General features: G+C 69.0%; 16 protein-coding genes. 14 read left to right on the top strand and 2 right to left on the bottom strand.

Annotated features, from left to right (window positions below; translation table 11 throughout):
- Positions 1-85: 85 nt before the first annotated feature.
- Both thrS and Q0Q23_RS01165 read left to right on the top strand, forming a co-directional pair.
- Positions 86-2050 (top strand): threonine--tRNA ligase, encoded by a 1965-nt coding sequence (thrS, locus tag Q0Q23_RS01170; RefSeq protein WP_295118016.1) that lies wholly within the window; start codon positions 86-88, stop codon positions 2048-2050.
- Complete coding sequence (locus Q0Q23_RS01165; protein ID WP_295118013.1) at positions 2038-2619, top strand: HIT domain-containing protein; 582 nt, start codon at positions 2038-2040, stop codon at positions 2617-2619. The genes thrS and Q0Q23_RS01165 overlap by 13 nt, the downstream gene beginning before the upstream one ends.
- A gap of 14 nt (positions 2620-2633) precedes the next feature.
- Here Q0Q23_RS01165 and pdxY read toward each other — a convergent pair whose 3' ends face one another.
- Both pdxY and Q0Q23_RS01155 read right to left on the bottom strand, forming a co-directional pair.
- Complete coding sequence (gene pdxY / locus Q0Q23_RS01160) at positions 2634-3485, bottom strand: pyridoxal kinase PdxY (protein ID WP_295118010.1); 852 nt, start codon at positions 3483-3485, stop codon at positions 2634-2636.
- A gap of 12 nt (positions 3486-3497) precedes the next feature.
- Complete coding sequence (locus Q0Q23_RS01155) at positions 3498-4835, bottom strand: aminotransferase class I/II-fold pyridoxal phosphate-dependent enzyme (protein WP_295118007.1); 1338 nt, start codon at positions 4833-4835, stop codon at positions 3498-3500.
- A 95-nt stretch (positions 4836-4930) separates the two neighbouring features.
- On the opposite strand from Q0Q23_RS01155, the gene pdxS reads away from it, so the two are divergent.
- The 12 genes from pdxS (at position 4931) to Q0Q23_RS01095 (ending at position 17251) form a co-directional block, all read left to right on the top strand.
- Positions 4931-5833: a pyridoxal 5'-phosphate synthase lyase subunit PdxS gene (pdxS, locus tag Q0Q23_RS01150; protein ID WP_295118004.1), complete on the top strand. Its 903-nt coding sequence runs from the start codon at positions 4931-4933 to the stop codon at positions 5831-5833.
- On the top strand, positions 5823-6449 hold the full coding sequence (gene pdxT / locus Q0Q23_RS01145) for a pyridoxal 5'-phosphate synthase glutaminase subunit PdxT (RefSeq protein ID WP_295118001.1): 627 nt from the start codon (positions 5823-5825) through the stop codon (positions 6447-6449). Before pdxS ends, pdxT begins: the two co-directional genes overlap by 11 nt.
- 41 nt (positions 6450-6490) lie before the next feature.
- Positions 6491-8152, top strand: coding sequence for an FAD-dependent oxidoreductase (locus Q0Q23_RS01140; protein ID WP_295117998.1), 1662 nt, complete (start codon positions 6491-6493; stop codon positions 8150-8152).
- A 125-nt stretch (positions 8153-8277) separates the two neighbouring features.
- Positions 8278-9039 carry a YebC/PmpR family DNA-binding transcriptional regulator gene (locus Q0Q23_RS01135; protein ID WP_295117995.1) on the top strand — a complete coding sequence of 254 codons (762 nt, stop codon included), beginning with the start codon at positions 8278-8280 and terminating at the stop codon, positions 9037-9039.
- Positions 9040-9090: 51 nt separating this feature from the next.
- On the top strand, positions 9091-9675 hold the full coding sequence (gene ruvC, locus Q0Q23_RS01130; protein WP_295118090.1) for a crossover junction endodeoxyribonuclease RuvC: 585 nt from the start codon (positions 9091-9093) through the stop codon (positions 9673-9675).
- Entirely contained in the window at positions 9672-10310 is a 639-nt protein-coding gene (gene ruvA, locus Q0Q23_RS01125; protein WP_295117992.1) for a Holliday junction branch migration protein RuvA, read from the top strand. The genes ruvC and ruvA overlap by 4 nt, the downstream gene beginning before the upstream one ends.
- On the top strand, positions 10307-11344 hold the full coding sequence (ruvB, locus tag Q0Q23_RS01120; protein WP_295117989.1) for a Holliday junction branch migration DNA helicase RuvB: 1038 nt from the start codon (positions 10307-10309) through the stop codon (positions 11342-11344). Before ruvA ends, ruvB begins: the two co-directional genes overlap by 4 nt.
- Before the next feature lie 56 nt (positions 11345-11400).
- On the top strand, positions 11401-11808 hold the full coding sequence (gene yajC / locus Q0Q23_RS01115; protein WP_295117986.1) for a preprotein translocase subunit YajC: 408 nt from the start codon (positions 11401-11403) through the stop codon (positions 11806-11808).
- A 65-nt stretch (positions 11809-11873) separates the two neighbouring features.
- On the top strand, positions 11874-13613 hold the full coding sequence (secD, locus tag Q0Q23_RS01110) for a protein translocase subunit SecD (RefSeq protein WP_295117982.1): 1740 nt from the start codon (positions 11874-11876) through the stop codon (positions 13611-13613).
- A complete protein-coding gene (gene secF, locus Q0Q23_RS01105; RefSeq protein WP_295117977.1) occupies positions 13613-14629 on the top strand; it encodes a protein translocase subunit SecF in 1017 nt (338 codons plus the stop codon). Before secD ends, secF begins: the two co-directional genes overlap by 1 nt.
- A 9-nt stretch (positions 14630-14638) precedes the next feature.
- Positions 14639-14980, top strand: coding sequence for a rhodanese-like domain-containing protein (locus Q0Q23_RS01100; RefSeq protein WP_295117975.1), 342 nt, complete (start codon positions 14639-14641; stop codon positions 14978-14980).
- 21 nt (positions 14981-15001) lie between these two features.
- Positions 15002-17251 carry a bifunctional (p)ppGpp synthetase/guanosine-3',5'-bis(diphosphate) 3'-pyrophosphohydrolase gene (locus Q0Q23_RS01095; protein ID WP_295117972.1) on the top strand — a complete coding sequence of 750 codons (2250 nt, stop codon included), beginning with the start codon at positions 15002-15004 and terminating at the stop codon, positions 17249-17251.
- Positions 17252-17268: the final 17 nt, after the last annotated feature.

Below are 17268 nucleotides of genomic sequence, written 5' to 3'. Positions count from 1 at the left end.
ACGTCCGATGACCGGCGACAGACGAGCGCCGGCGGCCGACTAGAGTTGACCCATCCCATTGGAATACGACTCTAGGAGTGGACAGGTGGCCGACGGCTTCGAGCTCTTCACCGACCGTTCCGTTGTCGCGATGCGCGTCAACGGTGAGCTGAAGGACCTCGCGACGACCGTCACGACCACCGACGCCGTCGAGCCGGTGACGATCGACTCGCCTGACGGGCTGAACATCCTGCGGCACTCGACCGCGCACGTTCTGGCGCAGGCCGTGCAGTCGGTGAACCCGGAGGCGAAGCTCGGCATCGGGCCGCCCATCACCGACGGCTTCTACTACGACTTCGACGTCGCGGAGCCGTTCACTCCCGAGGACCTCAAGGCGCTCGACAAGGAGATGTCGCGCATCGTCCGTGCCGGCCAGCGCTTCGTGCGTCGCGTCGTCACCGACGACGAGGCGCGCGCCGAACTCGCCGCGGAGCCGTACAAGCTCGAGCTGATCGGGCTGAAGGGCGGAGCGGCGGAAGGCGGCGACGAGTCCGTGGAGGTCGGCTCGGGCGAGCTGACCATCTACGACAACGTCGACCCCAAGACTGGCGAGACGGTCTGGAAGGACCTCTGCCGCGGCCCGCACCTCCCGAACACCCGCATGATCGGCAACGGCTGGGCGCTCACCCGTGTCGCGGCGGCCTACTGGCGCGGCTCCGAGAAGAACCCGCAGCTGCAGCGCATCTACGGCACCGCCTGGCCGACCAAAGACGAGCTGCGCGCCTACCAGACCCGGATGGAGGAGGCCGCCAAGCGCGACCACCGCAAGCTCGGGGCGGAGCTCGACCTGTTCTCCTTCCCCGACGAGATCGGCTCCGGACTCGCGGTGTTCCACCCCAAGGGCGGGATCATCCGCAAGGAGATCGAGGACTACATGCGCGATCGGCTGATCGCGAACGGCTACGAGCTCGTGAACACGCCGCACATCACCAAGGCGCACCTGTTCGAGACCAGTCAGCACCTCAACTGGTACAAGGAGGGCATGTTCCCCCCGATGCACCTCGACGAGGAGCGGGACGCCGACGGCAACATCACCCGGCAGGGGCAGGACTACTACCTCAAGCCGATGAACTGCCCCATGCACAACCTGATCTACCGCGCGCGCGGCCGCAGCTACCGCGAGCTCCCGCTGCGCCTGTCGGAGTTCGGCACGGTTTACCGATACGAGAAGTCGGGCACGCTGTCCGGGTTGACCCGCGTCCGCGGGCTCACGCAGGACGACGCGCACATCTACGTGACGGAAGACCAGATCAAGGACGAGGTCGCGCGTCAGCTCGAGTTCGTGCTCGAGACGCTCCGCGGCTACGGCCTGACCGACTTCTACCTCGAGCTCTCCACCAAGGACCCGGAGAAGTACGTCGGCAGTGACGAGAGCTGGGAGACCGCGACGGAGACCCTCCGCGAGGTCGCCATCGAGTCCGGCCTCGAGCTCGTGGACGACCCGGGCGGAGCGGCTTTCTACGGCCCGAAGATCTCGGTGCAGGCCCGCGACGCGATCGGTCGCACCTGGCAGCTGTCGACCGTTCAGCTGGACTTCAACCAGCCGGAGCTCTTCGAACTCGAGTACAACGCGGCCGACGGCACCCGCAAGCAGCCGGCGATGATCCATCGCGCGCTGCTCGGCTCGATCGAGCGCTTCTTCGCGATCCTGCTGGAGCACTACGCGGGTGCGTTCCCGGTCTGGCTGTCTCCTGTCCAGGTCGTGGGCATCCCGGTGGCCGATGCCTACGGGCCGTTCCTGGACGACGTGATCTCGCGGTTGAGGGCGCGCGGGGTGCGTGCGGAGGTCGACCACTCCGACGACCGCATGCAGAAGAAGATCCGCACCCACACGAAGGCGAAGGTGCCGTTCCAGCTCATCGTCGGTGAAGAGGATGCGTCGGCCCGCACGGTCAGCTTCCGTTTCCGCGACGGCACGCAGCGCAACGGCGTGACCGTCGACGAGGCGATCGAGCGGATCGTCGCGAGCATCGGGAGCCACGAGCTGGTCGACACGGCATGGCTCGACTGATCCACGGCGACGCGGACGGGATCGACGGTCCCGTCCGCGTCGACGATCCCTCGTATCTCGTGGGTGTGCCCGACGAGTTCCAGCGGTTGTGGACGCCGCACCGCATGGTCTACATCCAGCAGGGCGACCCCGGCCACGACGGGTGCCCGTTCTGCGTCGCGCCGGCGTTGAGCGATGAGGACGCCCTCATCGTGGCGCGCGGCGAGCACGCCTACGCCCTGCTCAACCTGTTCCCGTACAACAGCGGGCACCTACTGGTGTGCCCGTACCGCCACGTCGCGCTGTACGACGACGCGACGGCCGACGAGGTCGCCGAGATCGGCAGCATGACGCAGACGGCGATGCGGGTCATCCGCGAGGTGTCGAAGAGCGACGGCTTCAACATCGGGATGAACCAGGGCGCCGTCGCCGGCGCGGGAATCGCCGCACACCTTCACCAGCACATCGTGCCGCGCTGGGCTCAGGACGCGAACTTCCTCCCGATCATCGCGCGCACGAAGGCGCTCCCGCAGCTGCTCGGTGACGTTCGTACCGCCCTGGCCGATGCCTGGCCGAAGAGCGGTGTGTAAGACCTCTCGAGTGGTCAGCGCACCTGCGTGACGGCGAACTGCTCGCGCGGGTGCGCGTAGAACTCCTGCGACTCGACCAGCTGCAGCTCCCGCTCGCCCGACTGCAGCGTGCGGTCGAGGAGGTCGTACACACTCGACACCGTCTTGCGCAGCGCGCTCGCCGCGTCGCGGGAGGCGACATAGTGGGCGGTGAACAGCGCAGCCGTCACATCGCCGGAGCCGTTCGCCTTCATCGGCAGCCGCGGCGTCTGGACGATCCACGCGCCGGCGTCGTCCACGGCGAGCATCTCGATCGTGTCCTCCGGCTGGTCCGGGCGCTCGACGCTCGTCACGAGGACGGTGCGCGGGCCCATCGCGCGGGCCGCATCGACCGAGGCGAGGGTGGACTCCAGGTCGCCGGGCTCGGTGCCCGTCAGGTAGCCGAGCTCGAACTGGTTCGGCGTGATGATGTCGGCGACCGGCACGACCCGATCACGCAGGAGTTCGGGGATGGCCGGTGCCACGAAGCAGCCGGACTTCGCGTTGCCCATGACCGGATCGCAGGCGTACACGGCGTCCGGGTTCGCCGCCTTGACGCGGGCGACCGCGTCGACGATCACATGGCCGATGCCTTCGCTGCCCTGGTAGCCGGAGAGGACGGCGTCGATGTGGGGGAGGACACCGCGCTCCTCGATGCCGGTGATCACGTCGCGGACGTCATCGGGAGAGATGAGCGGCCCGCGCCAGGCGCCGTACCCGGTGTGGTTCGAGAAGGTGACGGTGTACACCGGGAGCACCTCGACGCCGATGCGCTGCAGAGGGAAGACGGCGGCGGAGTTGCCGACGTGACCGTAGGCGACAGCGGACTGGATCGAGAGGATCTTCATCCCCCGATCCTCTCATCCCGCCGGTCGACGATCCGCCCGGGGCACCGCGACGTCGACCAGATCGTCGAGCAGCCGCTCGCTCTCGTCCGGCGTGAGGTCGTGCACGGTCAACCGCAGGTGGTGCGACGGCGGCCGCCGGTCGTCCAGCCCGAATTCGTCGCCGGTGCGGGCTAGCCAGCCGCGCCGCATCAGCCTCTCGGCGACGGAGCGTGCCTCGACGGGGAGGTCGACCCACAGGTTGAGCCCGTCGGCGGCCTCCGTCGGCAGCCCGCGCTCGGTCAGGCGTGCGGCGAAGTCGGCGTTGCGCTCGGCGTAGTGGTGGCCGGCCTCCGCGACCTCGGCGAGCACGCTCCCGTCGTTCAGCTGGGCGAGCACGAGTCGCTGCAGGATGTGGCTGACCCAGGTCGTGCCGGGGCTGAGCCGGAAAGCGAGCCGCTCGGCGGTCTCCGGATCCGTCGCCGCGACCGCGAGGCACATGTCCGGACCGAGGAACTTCGACACCGAGCGCACCAGCGCGAACCGCTGGTGGCCCGGACCGATGAGGGTCTCGTACGACCGCTGCGACAGCATGGAGAAGTGGTCGTCCTCGATCACGAGAACGTAGGGGTGATCGGCGAGCAGTGCGCGCAGCTCGGCCGCGCGGGCGGGGGAGAGGGTCGCGCCCGTCGGGTTCTGAGCGCGCGGCGTGCAGATGATCGCCCGCACACCGGCGTCGAGCGCCGCGGCCAGCCCGTCGACCGTCATCCCCTCGGCGTCGACCGGGACGGGAACGGCTCGGTAGCCGCCGTGCCGGACGGTGTGGATGCTGGCCAGGAAGCACGGGTCCTCGAGCGCGACCGCGTCGTCGCGCAGCAGCGCCTGCGCGAGCAGTCGCTCGACGGCGTCGACCGCGCCGTTGGTGACCGTGATCCGCATGTCGTGCAGCGGAAGGTCTTCCCGCACCCAGGAGAGGGCTCTGGCCTCCAGGGCGGGGTCGATGACCGGCTCGCCGTAGAGCACCGGCCGGCCGACCGCACGGGCGAGCGCGGTGGACAGGTCGGGGATCCGACGGGGGTCGGGATTGCCCGTCCCGATGTCGCGGAGCACGCTGTCGGCGGCGAAGCCCTCCTGGGCGACCGCCTCCACGCCCGCGATGACCGTGCCTGCGCGGCCGCGGGCGACCACCACCCCGGCCTGGGCGAGCAGCCGGTAGGCCGCGACGGCGGTGTTGCGGTTGACCCGCAGCCGGGCGGCCAGCTCGCGCACCGGCGGCAGCGCGTCGCCACGGCGGAGCGTCCCGCGTTCGTGGAGCGCACGCACGCTCGCGGCGATCTCCGCCGCCGTCGTTCCCGTGATGACCTGTTCGTCCATTCCACCCCCTGGCTTTCCGAGTCTAGTGAGCCGCGAGGGGGATGCTATCGTTCGGCATAGGCCAAAACAGAGTTTGTACCGCAGAGAGGGCGACGATGACAGACACAGAACAGGCGACCGCGACCGGATCGAGCCGGGTCAAGCGCGGCCTGGCCGAAATGCTGAAGGGCGGCGTCATCATGGACGTCGTCACCCCCGAGCAGGCGCGCATCGCCGAGGACGCCGGCGCCGTCGCCGTCATGGCGCTCGAGCGGGTCCCCGCCGACATCCGCGCCCAGGGCGGCGTCGCCCGGATGAGCGACCCTGACCTCATCGAGGCGATCATCGCCGAGGTGTCCATCCCGGTCATGGCGAAGGCCCGCATCGGCCACTTCGTCGAGGCGCAGGTCCTGGAGGCGCTCGACGTCGACTACATCGACGAGTCCGAGGTGCTCTCGCCCGCCGACTACGTCAACCACATCGACAAGTGGAAGTTCACCGTGCCGTTCGTCTGCGGTGCCACCAACCTGGGCGAGGCGCTGCGCCGCATCAACGAGGGCGCCGCGATGATCCGCTCCAAGGGCGAGGCCGGCACCGGCGACGTGTCGGAGGCCACCAAGCACATCCGCAAGATCACGTCGGAGATCAATGCCCTCACGTCGATGAGCCGTGACGAGCTGTACGTCGCCGCGAAGGACCTCCAGGCCCCCTACGAGCTCGTCGCCGAGATCGCCGAGACCGGCAAGCTCCCCGTTGTGCTGTTCACCGCCGGCGGCGTGGCCACACCCGCCGACGCTGCGATGATGATGCAGTTGGGCGCGGACGGCGTGTTCGTCGGGTCCGGCATCTTCAAGTCGGGCAATCCCGAGCAGCGCGCGGCCGCGATCGTCAAGGCGACCACGTTCTACGACGACCCGAAGGTCATCGCGGAGGTTTCCCGCGGTCTCGGTGAGGCGATGGTCGGCATCAACGTGTCCGACCTGGCCGCCCCGCACCGTCTCGCCGAGCGTGGCTGGTAATCCCCTCACGGAGCCGGGCGGAGCCTCCGGCCTCCGCGTCGGCGTCCTCGCCTTGCAGGGCGACTTCCGCGAACACATCGCGGTCCTGCGCGGGCTGGGCGCCGACGCGGTGCCGGTGCGCCGTCCGGAGGAGCTCGAGCAGGTCGCAGGCCTGGTCATCCCCGGCGGCGAGTCGAGCGTCATGGACAAGCTGTCCCGGGCGTTCGGCCTCGCCGAGCCCCTGAAGGCGGCGATCGCGGGAGGCCTCCCGGTGTACGGCACGTGCGCCGGCCTGATCATGCTCGCCGACACGATCGTCGACGGGATCGCCGGCCAGCAGAGCCTCGGCGGCCTGGACGTCGCCGTACGCCGCAACGCCTTCGGGTCCCAGGTCGATTCCTTCGAGACCGACCTCGACATCCCGCAGCTGGGTCAGGAGCCGGTGCACGCGGTGTTCATCCGCGCGCCGATCGTCGACAGCGTGGGGGAGCGCGCGTCCGTGCTGGCGCGCGTGCCGGACGGCCGCGTGGTGGCGGTCGAGCAGGGCGGACTCCTCGGCACCTCGTTCCATCCCGAGATCACCGGGGACACGCGCTTCCACGCATACTTCCTGGCGAAGGTGCGAGCACGGGGCTGACGCTCTGGCGCGACGCGCCCGCAGCCCTCTATGATCACGGCGTGTCGACGCCACCCGCTGAGCGGCCGCCGTTCCGGGTCCCGGTCGGCACTGCCGCCAACCCGGTCCTCGAGCACGACGCGCTGGCGCGACTGCTGGCGCTCGGTGCGTCCGAGGAGTTCGCGGTCGGCGACACCCTGTTCCGCGCCGGCGACGACGAGCTCGACTTCTTCGTGATGGAGTCGGGGCGTGTGGACATCGTGCGCGAGGCGACGGCGGACTCGCCGGCCCGCGTCGTCGCCGAATGGCAGGCGGGGGAGTTCCTCGGCGAACTGAGCATGCTCACCGGGCAGGCCTCGCTGCTGACCGCGCGGATCGTGGAGCCCAGCACCGTTCGCCGCATCCCGAACGCGGTGTTCAAACAGCTGATGTCGAACGACGGCGCGCTGTCGGAGACGCTGCTCGGTGCCTTCCGGGCGCGGCGGCGGCTGCTGATGGCCGCCGCGGGCCGCACCACCCAGATCTTCGGCACCGAAGGTTCAGCCGCCGCGCTGGCGCTGCGGCGATACGCCGGACGGATGGAGCTGCCGCACCGTTGGTACGACGTCGGCACCGAGCAGGGGCGCGACGCGCTGGAGGCGTCGGGCCAGGCGGATCTCGACCTCCCGCTGGTCGTCGCCCGCGACACGGTGATCGCGCAGGCGACCCCGCTCGCGCTCGCCGAGGCGGTGGGCCTCGCCTATCGCTACCGGGATGGCGACGAGTTCGACCTGGTCGTCGTCGGCGCGGGGCCCGCCGGTCTCGCGGCCGGGATCTACGGTGCGTCGGAGGGTCTCTCGACGCTGGTCGTCGACGCGCTCGCGCCGGGCGGCCAGGCGGCGGCGAACTCCCGCATCGAGAACTACCTGGGCTTCCCGTCCGGCGTCTCCGGTGGAGAGATCACCGAGCTCGGCCTCGTCCAGGCGCTCAAGTTCGGAGTCAGGCTCTCGGCTCCGGCCGAGGTCGCGGCGCGCGCAGCGGCCGAGGGCGACCATGAGCTGACGCTGGTGGAGGGCGAGAGCATCCGCGCCAGGGCGATCGTGGTCGCGACCGGTGCCCGGTACCGGCGCCTCCCGCTCGACCGCTGGGCGGACTTCGAGGGCGGGAGCATCTTCTTCGCCACGACGGAGCTCGAGGCGCGCACCGTCGCCGGACGCCCGGCTGTGGTGGTCGGCGGCGCGAACTCGGCCGGGCAGGCCGCGCTGTATCTCGCGAGTCTGGGGAGCGAGGTCGCGCTCGTGGTGCGCGGACCGGACATCGCCGCCAAGATGTCGACGTACCTGGTCGACCGGGTGCTCTCGCACGAGCGGATCACGGTGCACCCGTCGTCGGACGTGACCGGTCTGCTCGGCGGCGACCAACTGGAGGCCGTGACGCTGACCTCGTCGGCGACGGGGGAGCACGAGCAGCTCGCCGCCGCAGCCCTGTTCTGCTTCGTCGGCGCCGAGCCGCGGGCATCGTGGCTGAGCGGCGCGGCGGTCGACGTCAGCGGGTTCCTGCTCACCGACGTCGACCTCCCGCCTGCCCGGAGAGCCGGACGCGGGCCGCTGCCGTTCGAGACGAGCATCTCCGGCGTGTTCGCGGCGGGAGACGTCAGGCACGGCTCGATGAAACGGATCGCCGCCGCGGTAGGCGAGGGTGCCAGCGCTGTCGCGTCGGTGCACCGGGCGCTCGCGATGCGGTAGTCCGCCTCGGGCGCCACGGCCTCGTCCGGAGCCGGTGCCTCGACGCTCCGTCGCCGTCGCCTTCGGGCCCGTCGCAGCCGAGGCATTATTATGGACAGGTTCAACCGCAACTCGAGGGAGCACCAGTGTCCGGGCATTCCAAGTGGGCAACGACCAAGCACAAGAAGGCGGTCATCGACGCCCGCCGCGCCAAGTCGTTCGCGAAGCTCATCAAGAACATCGAGGTGGCGGCCAAGACCGGCGGCGCCGACCTCTCGGGAAACCCGACCCTGGTCGACGCGGTCCAGAAGGCGAAGAAGACCTCCGTCCCGAACGACAACATCGATCGGGCCATCAAGCGCGGTGCGGGTCTGACCGGCGAGTCGATCGACTACACCACGATCATGTACGAGGGCTACGGCCCGGGCGGCGTCGCGCTACTGATCGAGTGCCTCACCGAGAACAAGAACCGCGCCGCCGCCGAGGTGCGCACCGCGATGACGCGCAACGGCGGCACCATGGCCGACCCGGGGAGCGTGGCCTACAACTTCCACCGCAAGGGCGTCATCGTCGTCCCGCACGCCGACGGTGTCGATGAGGACGCCGTGCTCTCGGCGGTCCTCGACGCCGGTGCAGAGGAGGTCACCGACCGCGGCGAGAGCTTCGAGGTGCTGACGGAGGCCACCGACCTCGTCGCAGCGCGCACGGCTCTGCAGGAGGCGGGCATCGACTACGACTCGGCCGACGCCGAGTTCGTGGCCACGGTGAACGTCGAGGCCGACGTCGAGGTGGCACGCAAGGTGTTCCGGCTCATCGACGCGCTGGAGGACTCCGACGACGTGCAGAACGTCTACACCAACCTCGACCTCACACCCGAGGTGCAGGCCCAGCTCGAAGACGACGAGTAGTCCCGGCGGGACGGACCGTCCGAACACGACAGAAGGGGCGCCGCGATGACGATCCGGGTGCTCGGCATCGACCCGGGTCTGACGCGCTGCGGCGTCGGTGTGGTCGACGTGCGACCCGACCGCCGCGCGACGCTGGTGGAGGTCACGGTCATCCGGACTCCGGCGGACATGCCGCTGGAGAAACGGCTGCTCGCCGTGGGCACCGGCCTCGACGCCCTCCTCGACGAGCATCGTCCCGAAGTCGTCGCCATCGAGCGGGTCTTCGCCCAGCACAACCTCCGAACCGTCATGGGGGTCGCCCAGGTGAGCGGTGTCGCCCTGCACTCCGCCGCCCGTCGCGGCCTCCCCGTCGCCCTGCACACGCCGAGCGAGGTGAAAGCCGCGATCACCGGCTACGGCTCGGCCGACAAGCGGCAGGTGCAGGCGATGGTCGCCCGCATCCTCGGGCTTGCCGAGGCCCCCAAGCCGGCCGACGCGGCCGACGCGCTCGCGATCGCGATCTGCCACGCGTGGCGCGGCTCAACCGAGACGGGCGCCGCGGCGACCGGGGAGGCGCAGACTCCCGCCCAGGCGGCATGGCGCGCCGCCGAGCGCTCCGCCCGGGCGTCGGCGGCGCCCCGTAGGCTTGCCAGGTGATCTCCTCCCTCCGCGGCACCGTCCTCTCTGCGATCGGCGGTACCGCTGTGATCGAGGTGGGCGGCGTCGGCTTCGCCGTGCAGCTCACCCCCGACCACGTGCTGTCCTTGCGCGTCGGCGAGGAGGCGTTCGTCCACACGACGCTGATCGTGCGCGAAGACGCTCTCCAACTCTTCGGCTTCTCCGACCTCGAGCAATTGCAGGTCTTCGAACTGCTCAACGGCGTTTCGGGAGTCGGCCCGAAATCGGCGATCGGCGTCCTGTCCGTGCTCAGCCCGGAGCAGGTCGCCGACGCGGTCGCCGCGGACGACGACGCCCCGTTCCGCAAGGTGTCGGGCATCGGACCCAAGACCGCCAAGCTGATCGTCGTGTCGCTCACGGGCAAGCTGGCCGCCGCGCGCCGCGCGCCGGCGCGTGCCGTCCCGACCGGGGGAGCGCCGTCGGCGGTTCCCGACAGCGTGCTCGTGGCGCTGGTGGGCCTCGGCTGGCCCGAGAAGGTCGCGGCGGAGGCGGTCGCCGACGTCGTCGCCGAGACGGACGAAAGCGCGCGTGATTCCGTGCAGACGCTCCTGCGTCTCACGCTCGCTCGGCTCGGCCCGGCAGCGGCGGGTCCGGCGAGGGGCGCCGCACGATGAGCGACGACCTCACCGCCCCCGAGCTCGAGTCCGAGTCCGAGCTCGCGTTCGAGGGCGCCCTGCGTCCCCGCACACTGTCGGAGTTCGTGGGCCAGGCGAAGGTGCGCGGGCAGCTTCAGCTGCTGCTCACGGCAGCCAAGATGCAGGATCGCACAGCGGACCACATCCTTCTCGCCGGGCCTCCGGGGCTCGGCAAGACGACCCTTGCGATGATCGTGGCTCACGAGAGCGAGCGGCCCCTGCGGCTCTCCAGCGGGCCGGCGATCCAGCACGCGGGCGACCTCGCCGCGCTGCTGTCCTCACTGACGCCGGGGGAGGTGCTCTTCATCGACGAGATCCACCGCATGGCGCGCTCCGCCGAGGAGATGCTCTACCTGGCCATGGAGGACTTCCGGATCGACATCATGGTCGGCAAGGGCGCAGGCGCCACCTCCATCCCGCTCGAGCTCGCGCCGTTCACCCTCGTCGGAGCCACGACGCGTTCCGGGCTGCTGCCGAACCCGCTGCGCGACCGATTCGGATTCACCGCCCACCTCGAGTTCTACGACGAAAGCGAACTGACGCAGGTGCTCTCGCGGGCGGCCACCATGCTGGAGTTCGAGATCGACCGGGAGGCCCTCGCCGAGATCGCCGGGCGCTGCCGGGGGACCCCGCGCATCGCCAACCGGCTGCTGCGCCGCGTGCGCGACTACGCGCTCGTCCACGGCCGCCGCGCCGACCGCGAGGCGGTGCGCTCCGCGCTCGACCTCTACGACGTCGACGCTCTCGGCCTCGACCGCCTCGACCGCGCAGTGCTGCACGCGATCCTGGAGCGATTCGACGGTGGACCGGTGGGGCTGAACACCCTCGCGGTGTCGGTGGGCGAAGAGGCGGAGACCATCGAGTCGGTCGTCGAGCCCTTCCTCGTGCGCATCGGGCTGCTCTCGCGCACCCCGCGCGGACGTGTCGCGACCCCCGCGGCCTGGCGGCACTTCGGGATGCCCAGCCCGCAGCAGGGCCACTCACAGCAACCGTCCCTGATGGATGACCTATAATTCAAGCTGGCCATTCGCCTACCCCCTTGACTTAACCGGAAGGTTCGGCAGACTTCATGCCCATTGACCCGTTGACCATTGTGATGGTCGTCATCTTGGCGGCCCTCGTGTTCTTCATGTTCCGCAACAGCCGCAAGCGGCAGAAGGAGCAGGCGGAGACGCGCTCGAAGATGGTGCCAGGCGCCGAGGTCATGACCAACTTCGGGCTCTACGGCACCCTGCTGTCCGTCGACGAGGACGACAACACCGCGCTCATCGAGACCAGCCCCGGCCACGTCGTGAAGGTGCACCGTCAGGTGCTCGCCCGCGTCGTCGAGCCGAAGACCGCCGAGACCGCCGACGTCGAGGCCGCCGGTCCGGAGCTCAACGAGGATCACGCGATCGCCGTCGAGCCGTCGGAGCCGGAGTTCGGCGAGCGGATCGACGACGCGCCGAAGAAGCCCGGCGCCAAGAGCGACGACTGATAGCATCCCTGTGCTCCGCGCGCCGAGAGGGTGCGCGGTTCGCTCGTAGAAAGCTGAGTTCCTAGGTGGCAAAGTCGACCCCGGTCAAAAAAGCCTGGCGTTCGCTGACGTGGCTCGGCGTCATCGTGGTGGTCCTTCTCGGGACCCTCGCGGCCGGCGTCCTCTTCAGCAACGCGACGTGGCTGCCCAAGCTCGCGCTCGACTTGGAGGGCGGCACGCAGATCATCCTCGCGCCGCAGGTCGAGAACGGCCAGACCGTGCAGCAGCAGCAGCTCGACCAGGCGGTGTCGATCATCCGCCAGCGCATCGACGCCTCGGGCGTCTCCGAGGCGCAGATCTCCACCGAGGGCTCGCGAAACATCGTGGTCTCGCTGCCGGGCAAGCCCGACCAGCAGACGCTCGACCGGGTCAAGGCGAGTGCGCGCCTCGATTTCCGCCCCGTCCTCGCGACGAGCGGCCCGACCAACGAGGTCGTGGGCGCCGACGGCAAGTCGACCCCCGCTCCGAGCCCGGCCCCCGGCCTCCAGTCGACTCCGTCCACCAAGCCGACGAACGGCAGCGACCTCGCCTGGGTCACGCCCGAGCTTCAGGCGCAGTTCAACGCGTACGACTGCGCGGCCAACAAGAACAAAGACCTCAGCGCCGCGCCGACCGACAAGCCGCTCATCACGTGTGACGACGGCAACACGGTCAAGTACCTGCTCGGCCCGGTGGAGGTCAAGGGCCAGAACATCTCCGACGCGAGCGCCGGCATCATGCAGAGCTCGCAGGGCGTGTCGAACGGTCAGTGGGCGGTCAACATCGTCTTCGACAGCACCGGCACCAAGCAGTTCGCCGAGGTCACCACGCGGCTCAACGGCCTGACCGGCGCGCAGAACCAGTTCGCCATCGTTCTCGATGGCCGGGTCATCTCGGCGCCCACGACGAACGCCGTCATCACCGACGGCAAGCCGCAGATCTCGGGCAACTTCACGGAAGCCAGTGCCAAGGCCCTCGCCGATCAGCTGAAGTTCGGCGCGCTGCCGTTCAGCTTCAAGGTGCAGAGCCAGGACGACATCTCGGCCACGCTGGGCACCTCGCAGCTCATCAGCGGACTGATCGCCGGTCTGATCGGTCTGATCCTGGTCGCGATCTACACGTTCTTCCAGTACCGTCTTCTCGGCCTGGTCACGATCTTCTCGCTCGTGGTCGCCGGTTCGCTCACCTGGCTCACGATCTCGCTGCTGTCGTGGCACTACGACTACCGTCTCTCGCTGGCCGGCGTCGCGGGTCTGATCGTGGCGATCGGCTTCACGGCCGACTCGTTCATCGTGTACTTCGAGCGAATACGAGATGAGCTCCGGGATGGGCGGAGCCTCGAATCCGCAGTCGAGGCCGGCTGGGGCCGCGCGCGACGCACGATCTACGCGTCCAAGGCGACCAACCTCCTCGCCGCGGTCGTCCTGTACATCCTCGCGGCGGCGAACGTCCGCGGCTTCGCGTTCACGCTCGGCCTCACGACGATCATCGACGTGATCGTGGTGCTGCTGTTCACGCACCCGACGCTGCAGCTGCTCGCGAAGACCCGGTTCTTCAGCAGCGGACACCCGCTGTCGGGCCTCGATCCAGACGCCCTGGGCGCCGTGTATCGCGGTGCCGCGCGCTTCCGCACACCGACCCCGGCGACCGTCGGCGCGGGCAAGGCGGCTCGCAGCAGCGGGGAGGCCGCCCGCCGCCAGACGATCGCCGAGCGCAAGGCGGCCGAGCTCGCTTCCGCTTCCGCATCGACCTCGTCGGATCGCTCGTCCGAGGGGAAGGACAACTGATGGCCAGCCGCCTCACCCGGTTCGGAAACGACCTCTACACCGGCGCCCGCTCGTTCGACTTCGTCGGCAAGCGCAAGATCTGGTACTCCATCGCGATCGTGATGGTCGTCATCTCGATCCTGATCCCGGTCGTCAAGGGCGGGTTCAACTTCTCGATCGAGTTCCGCGGTGGATCCCAGTTCCTCATCAGCCAGGTGCAGAGCACCGACACCTCCAAGGCGCAAGGCGCCGTGCAGGGCGTGGTGCCGAACGCCGTGTCGCATGTGAGCGTCGTCGGCACCAACGCGATCCAGGTGCAGACCGATCAGTTGTCCGAGACCCAGACCAAGGCGGTCGGGGACGCTCTGGCGAAGGCGTACGGGGTCCCGTCGTCCGAGGTCTCCTCGACCTTCATCGGTCCCTCGTGGGGCGCGGACGTCACCCAGCAGACCATCCAGGGCCTGATCGTCTTCCTCCTGCTGGCCTTCATCGCCATGGCACTGTACTTCCGCACGTGGAAGATGTCGGCTTCGGCGATCATCTCGCTGTTCCACGACCTCATCATCACGGCGGGAATCTATGCGCTCGTCGGCTTCGAGGTGTCGCCCGCGACGATGATCGGTTTCCTGACGATCCTCGGCTACTCGCTCTACGACACCGTCGTGGTCTTCGACAAGGTGCGAGAGAACACCCGCGAGGAGCTGGATCTCACCAGGCGGACGTTCCCGGAGGCGGTGAACCTCGCCGTCAACCAGACGCTGGTGCGATCGATCAACACCGCGGTGGTGGCGGTGCTGCCGGTCGCGTCCATCCTCTTCATCGGCGCGTATGCGTTCGGTGCGGCGACACTCCGCGACATCTCGCTCGCGCTCCTCATCGGCATCATCGTGGGTACGTATTCGACGATCTTCCTCGCGGCCCCGATGTACTCGCAGTTCCGCGAGGGCGAAGCCGCGATCAAGAAGCACGACCAGAAGGTGCTCTCGGTACGTCCGAAGGCGACCGTCTCTGCGGTCGAGCCGGTAGCGGCGGAATAGCGGGGGCGCGTGAGCGGTTTCTACCTGTCGGACGATGAGGTGAGCGCCGCGCGCGCGCGTGAGCTCATCGACTCCGGAGCAGCGTGGTTGCTCGACGTTCGGGAGGTGGACGAGTGGGAGGCCGGTCACGCGCCGACTGCCCATCACATCCCCCTCTCCGAACTGGGCCACCGCCAGCACGAGTTGCCGGAGGACGCGCAGATCCTGGTGATCTGTCACAGCGGGGCCCGCTCCCGCATGGTGACGGACGCGCTCGTGGAGGCGAACTACCCGGCGGCGAACGTCGCCGGCGGCATGCTCGCCTGGCAGGCGTCCGGGGGGCCGCTGTCCGGGCCGGATCAGCGGCCATAATGGACGAGAGGAGGCGAGCGCATGGTTGACACTTCGACACCGCAGTCCGCTTCGCTGCGCCGCCTCGTTCCCCGCATCTTCTCTCGCGCGCAGCCCGCCGGAGCGGTCGACACCCTGATCCGCACGGTCCGTATGCACCATCCGAAGGCCGACCTGTCGCTCATCGAACGCGCCTACGCGGTCGCCGAGCGGGCGCACGACGGCCAGAAGCGCCGGTCGGGCGAGCCGTACATCACGCACCCCGTCGCCGTCGCCCAGATCATCGCCGACCTCGGCATCGGCGCGAAGACGATCGCGGCCGCGCTGCTTCACGACACGGTCGAAGACACCAGCTACACGTTGGACGAGCTGCGGGATCAGTTCGGCGACGAGATCGCGATGCTGGTCGACGGTGTCACCAAGCTCGACAAGGTCAAGTACGGCGACAGCGCGCAGGCCGAGACCGTCCGCAAGATGATCGTGGCGATGTCCAAGGACATCCGTGTGCTCATCATCAAGCTCGCCGATCGTCTGCACAACGCTCGCACCTGGGGCTTCGTGCCCGCCGCGAACGCCACCCGCAAGGCGACCGAGACCCTCGAGATCTACGCCCCGCTGGCGCACCGCCTCGGTATCCAGACGATCAAATGGGAGCTCGAGGACCTCTCGTTCGCCGTGCTCTATCCCAAGCTCTACGCCGAGATCGAGAGCCTGGTGAAGCAGCGCACCCCGGAGCGCGAGCGTCTCGTGCAGCAGGTCATCGACGCGATCAACGACGACCTCAAGACGGCGAAGATCCGCGGCAAGGTCGTGGGCCGACCGAAGCAGTACTACTCGATCTACCAGAAGATGGTCGTGCGCGGGCGGGAGTTCGACGACATCTACGACCTGGTGGGCATCCGCGTCCTCGTGAACACGGTGCGCGACTGCTACGCGGTGCTCGGCTCGATCCACGCCAGGTGGACGCCGATGCCGGGCCGGTTCAAGGACTACATCGCGACTCCGAAGTTCAATCTCTATCAGTCGCTGCACACCACGGTGATCGGGCCCCAGGGCCGCCCGGTCGAGATCCAGATCCGCACGGAGGAGATGCACCAGCGTGCGGAGTTCGGTGTGGCAGCGCACTGGAAGTACAAGGAGCAGACCACCGGCAAGAGCACCGGTGGCCCCGCCAAGGTCGACACCGACCTGGCTTGGCTCGCGCATATCTCCGACTGGCAGGCCGAGACGGCCGACCCCTCGGAGTTCCTCGATTCGCTCCGATTCGAGATCGGTGCGAAGGAGGTCTACGTCTTCACCCCGAAGGGGCGCGTCATCGGCCTCCCCGCGGGCGCGACCCCGGTGGACTTCGCGTATGCCGTGCACACGGAGGTGGGGCACCGCACCATGGGCGCCAAGGTGAACGGTCGCCTGGTGCCGCTGGAGAGCGCGCTCTCCACGGGTGACGTCGTGGAGATCTTCACCTCCAAGAACCCCGACTCCGGTCCGAGTCAGGACTGGCTGAACTTCGTCAAAAGCCCCCGAGCGCGCAACAAGATCCGCCAGTGGTTCACCAAAGAGCGCCGAGACGAGGCGATCGAGCAGGGCAAGGACGCGATCGCGCGCGCGATGCGCAAGCAGAACCTCCCTCTGCAGAAGCTGATGACGCAGGACGCGCTGGTCGAGGTCGCGTCGTCGCTGAAGCATCCCGACGTCTCATCGCTCTACGCCTCCGTCGGCGAAGGCCACATCTCGACGCAGTCGGTGATCGAGAAGATCGTGGCTTCGCTGCAGAGCGAGGTCGAGTCCGACGGCGAGTTGGAGATCCCCGTCAAGGGGCGTGCGAGGCAGTTGCGCAACAGCGACTCGGGTGTGCTCGTGCGCGGTGCTCCGGACATCCTGGTGAAGCTCGCGAAGTGCTGCACCCCTGTTCCGGGCGACCCGATCGTCGGCTTCGTGACCCGCGGACAGGGCGTCTCGGTGCACCAGGCCAACTGTCACAACGTGCAGTCCCTGCTGCAGGAGCCCGACCGCATGATCGATGTGGAGTGGGCGCCGAGTTCGAAGAGCGTGTTCCTGGTGCAGATCCAGGTCGAGGCGCTCGACCGCTCCGGGCTGCTCTCCGATGTCACGCGGGTGCTCTCCGAGCATCACGTGAACATCCTGTCGGCAACGGTCACCACCTCGAGCGATCGACTCGCTCTGAGCAGGTTCGTGTTCGAGATGGGCGACACCACGCATCTCGACCGCGTGCTCAATGCCGTGCGGCGCATCGACGGCGTCTACGACGTGTATCGCGTCAGCGGCGGCTGATCGCGTCCTCAGGAGGT

Origin of the sequence: uncultured Leifsonia sp., from assembly GCF_945957465.1 — a bacterium.
Taxonomy (GTDB): domain Bacteria; phylum Actinomycetota; class Actinomycetes; order Actinomycetales; family Microbacteriaceae; genus Leifsonia.
This window is presented reverse-complemented; position numbering and strand designations above follow the sequence as displayed.

Coding starts and splice junctions, on each gene's coding strand:
- Q0Q23_RS01165 (WP_295118013.1), top strand. CDS start 2,038: ATGGCTCGACTGATCCACGGCGACGCGGACGGGATCGACGGTCCCGTC.
- yajC (WP_295117986.1), top strand. CDS start 11,401: ATGCCCATTGACCCGTTGACCATTGTGATGGTCGTCATCTTGGCGGCC.
- pdxY (WP_295118010.1), bottom strand. CDS start 3,485: ATGAAGATCCTCTCGATCCAGTCCGCTGTCGCCTACGGTCACGTCGGC.
- Q0Q23_RS01095 (WP_295117972.1), top strand. CDS start 15,002: ATGGTTGACACTTCGACACCGCAGTCCGCTTCGCTGCGCCGCCTCGTT.
- ruvB (WP_295117989.1), top strand. CDS start 10,307: ATGAGCGACGACCTCACCGCCCCCGAGCTCGAGTCCGAGTCCGAGCTC.
- Q0Q23_RS01155 (WP_295118007.1), bottom strand. CDS start 4,835: ATGGACGAACAGGTCATCACGGGAACGACGGCGGCGGAGATCGCCGCG.
- pdxS (WP_295118004.1), top strand. CDS start 4,931: ATGACAGACACAGAACAGGCGACCGCGACCGGATCGAGCCGGGTCAAG.
- secF (WP_295117977.1), top strand. CDS start 13,613: ATGGCCAGCCGCCTCACCCGGTTCGGAAACGACCTCTACACCGGCGCC.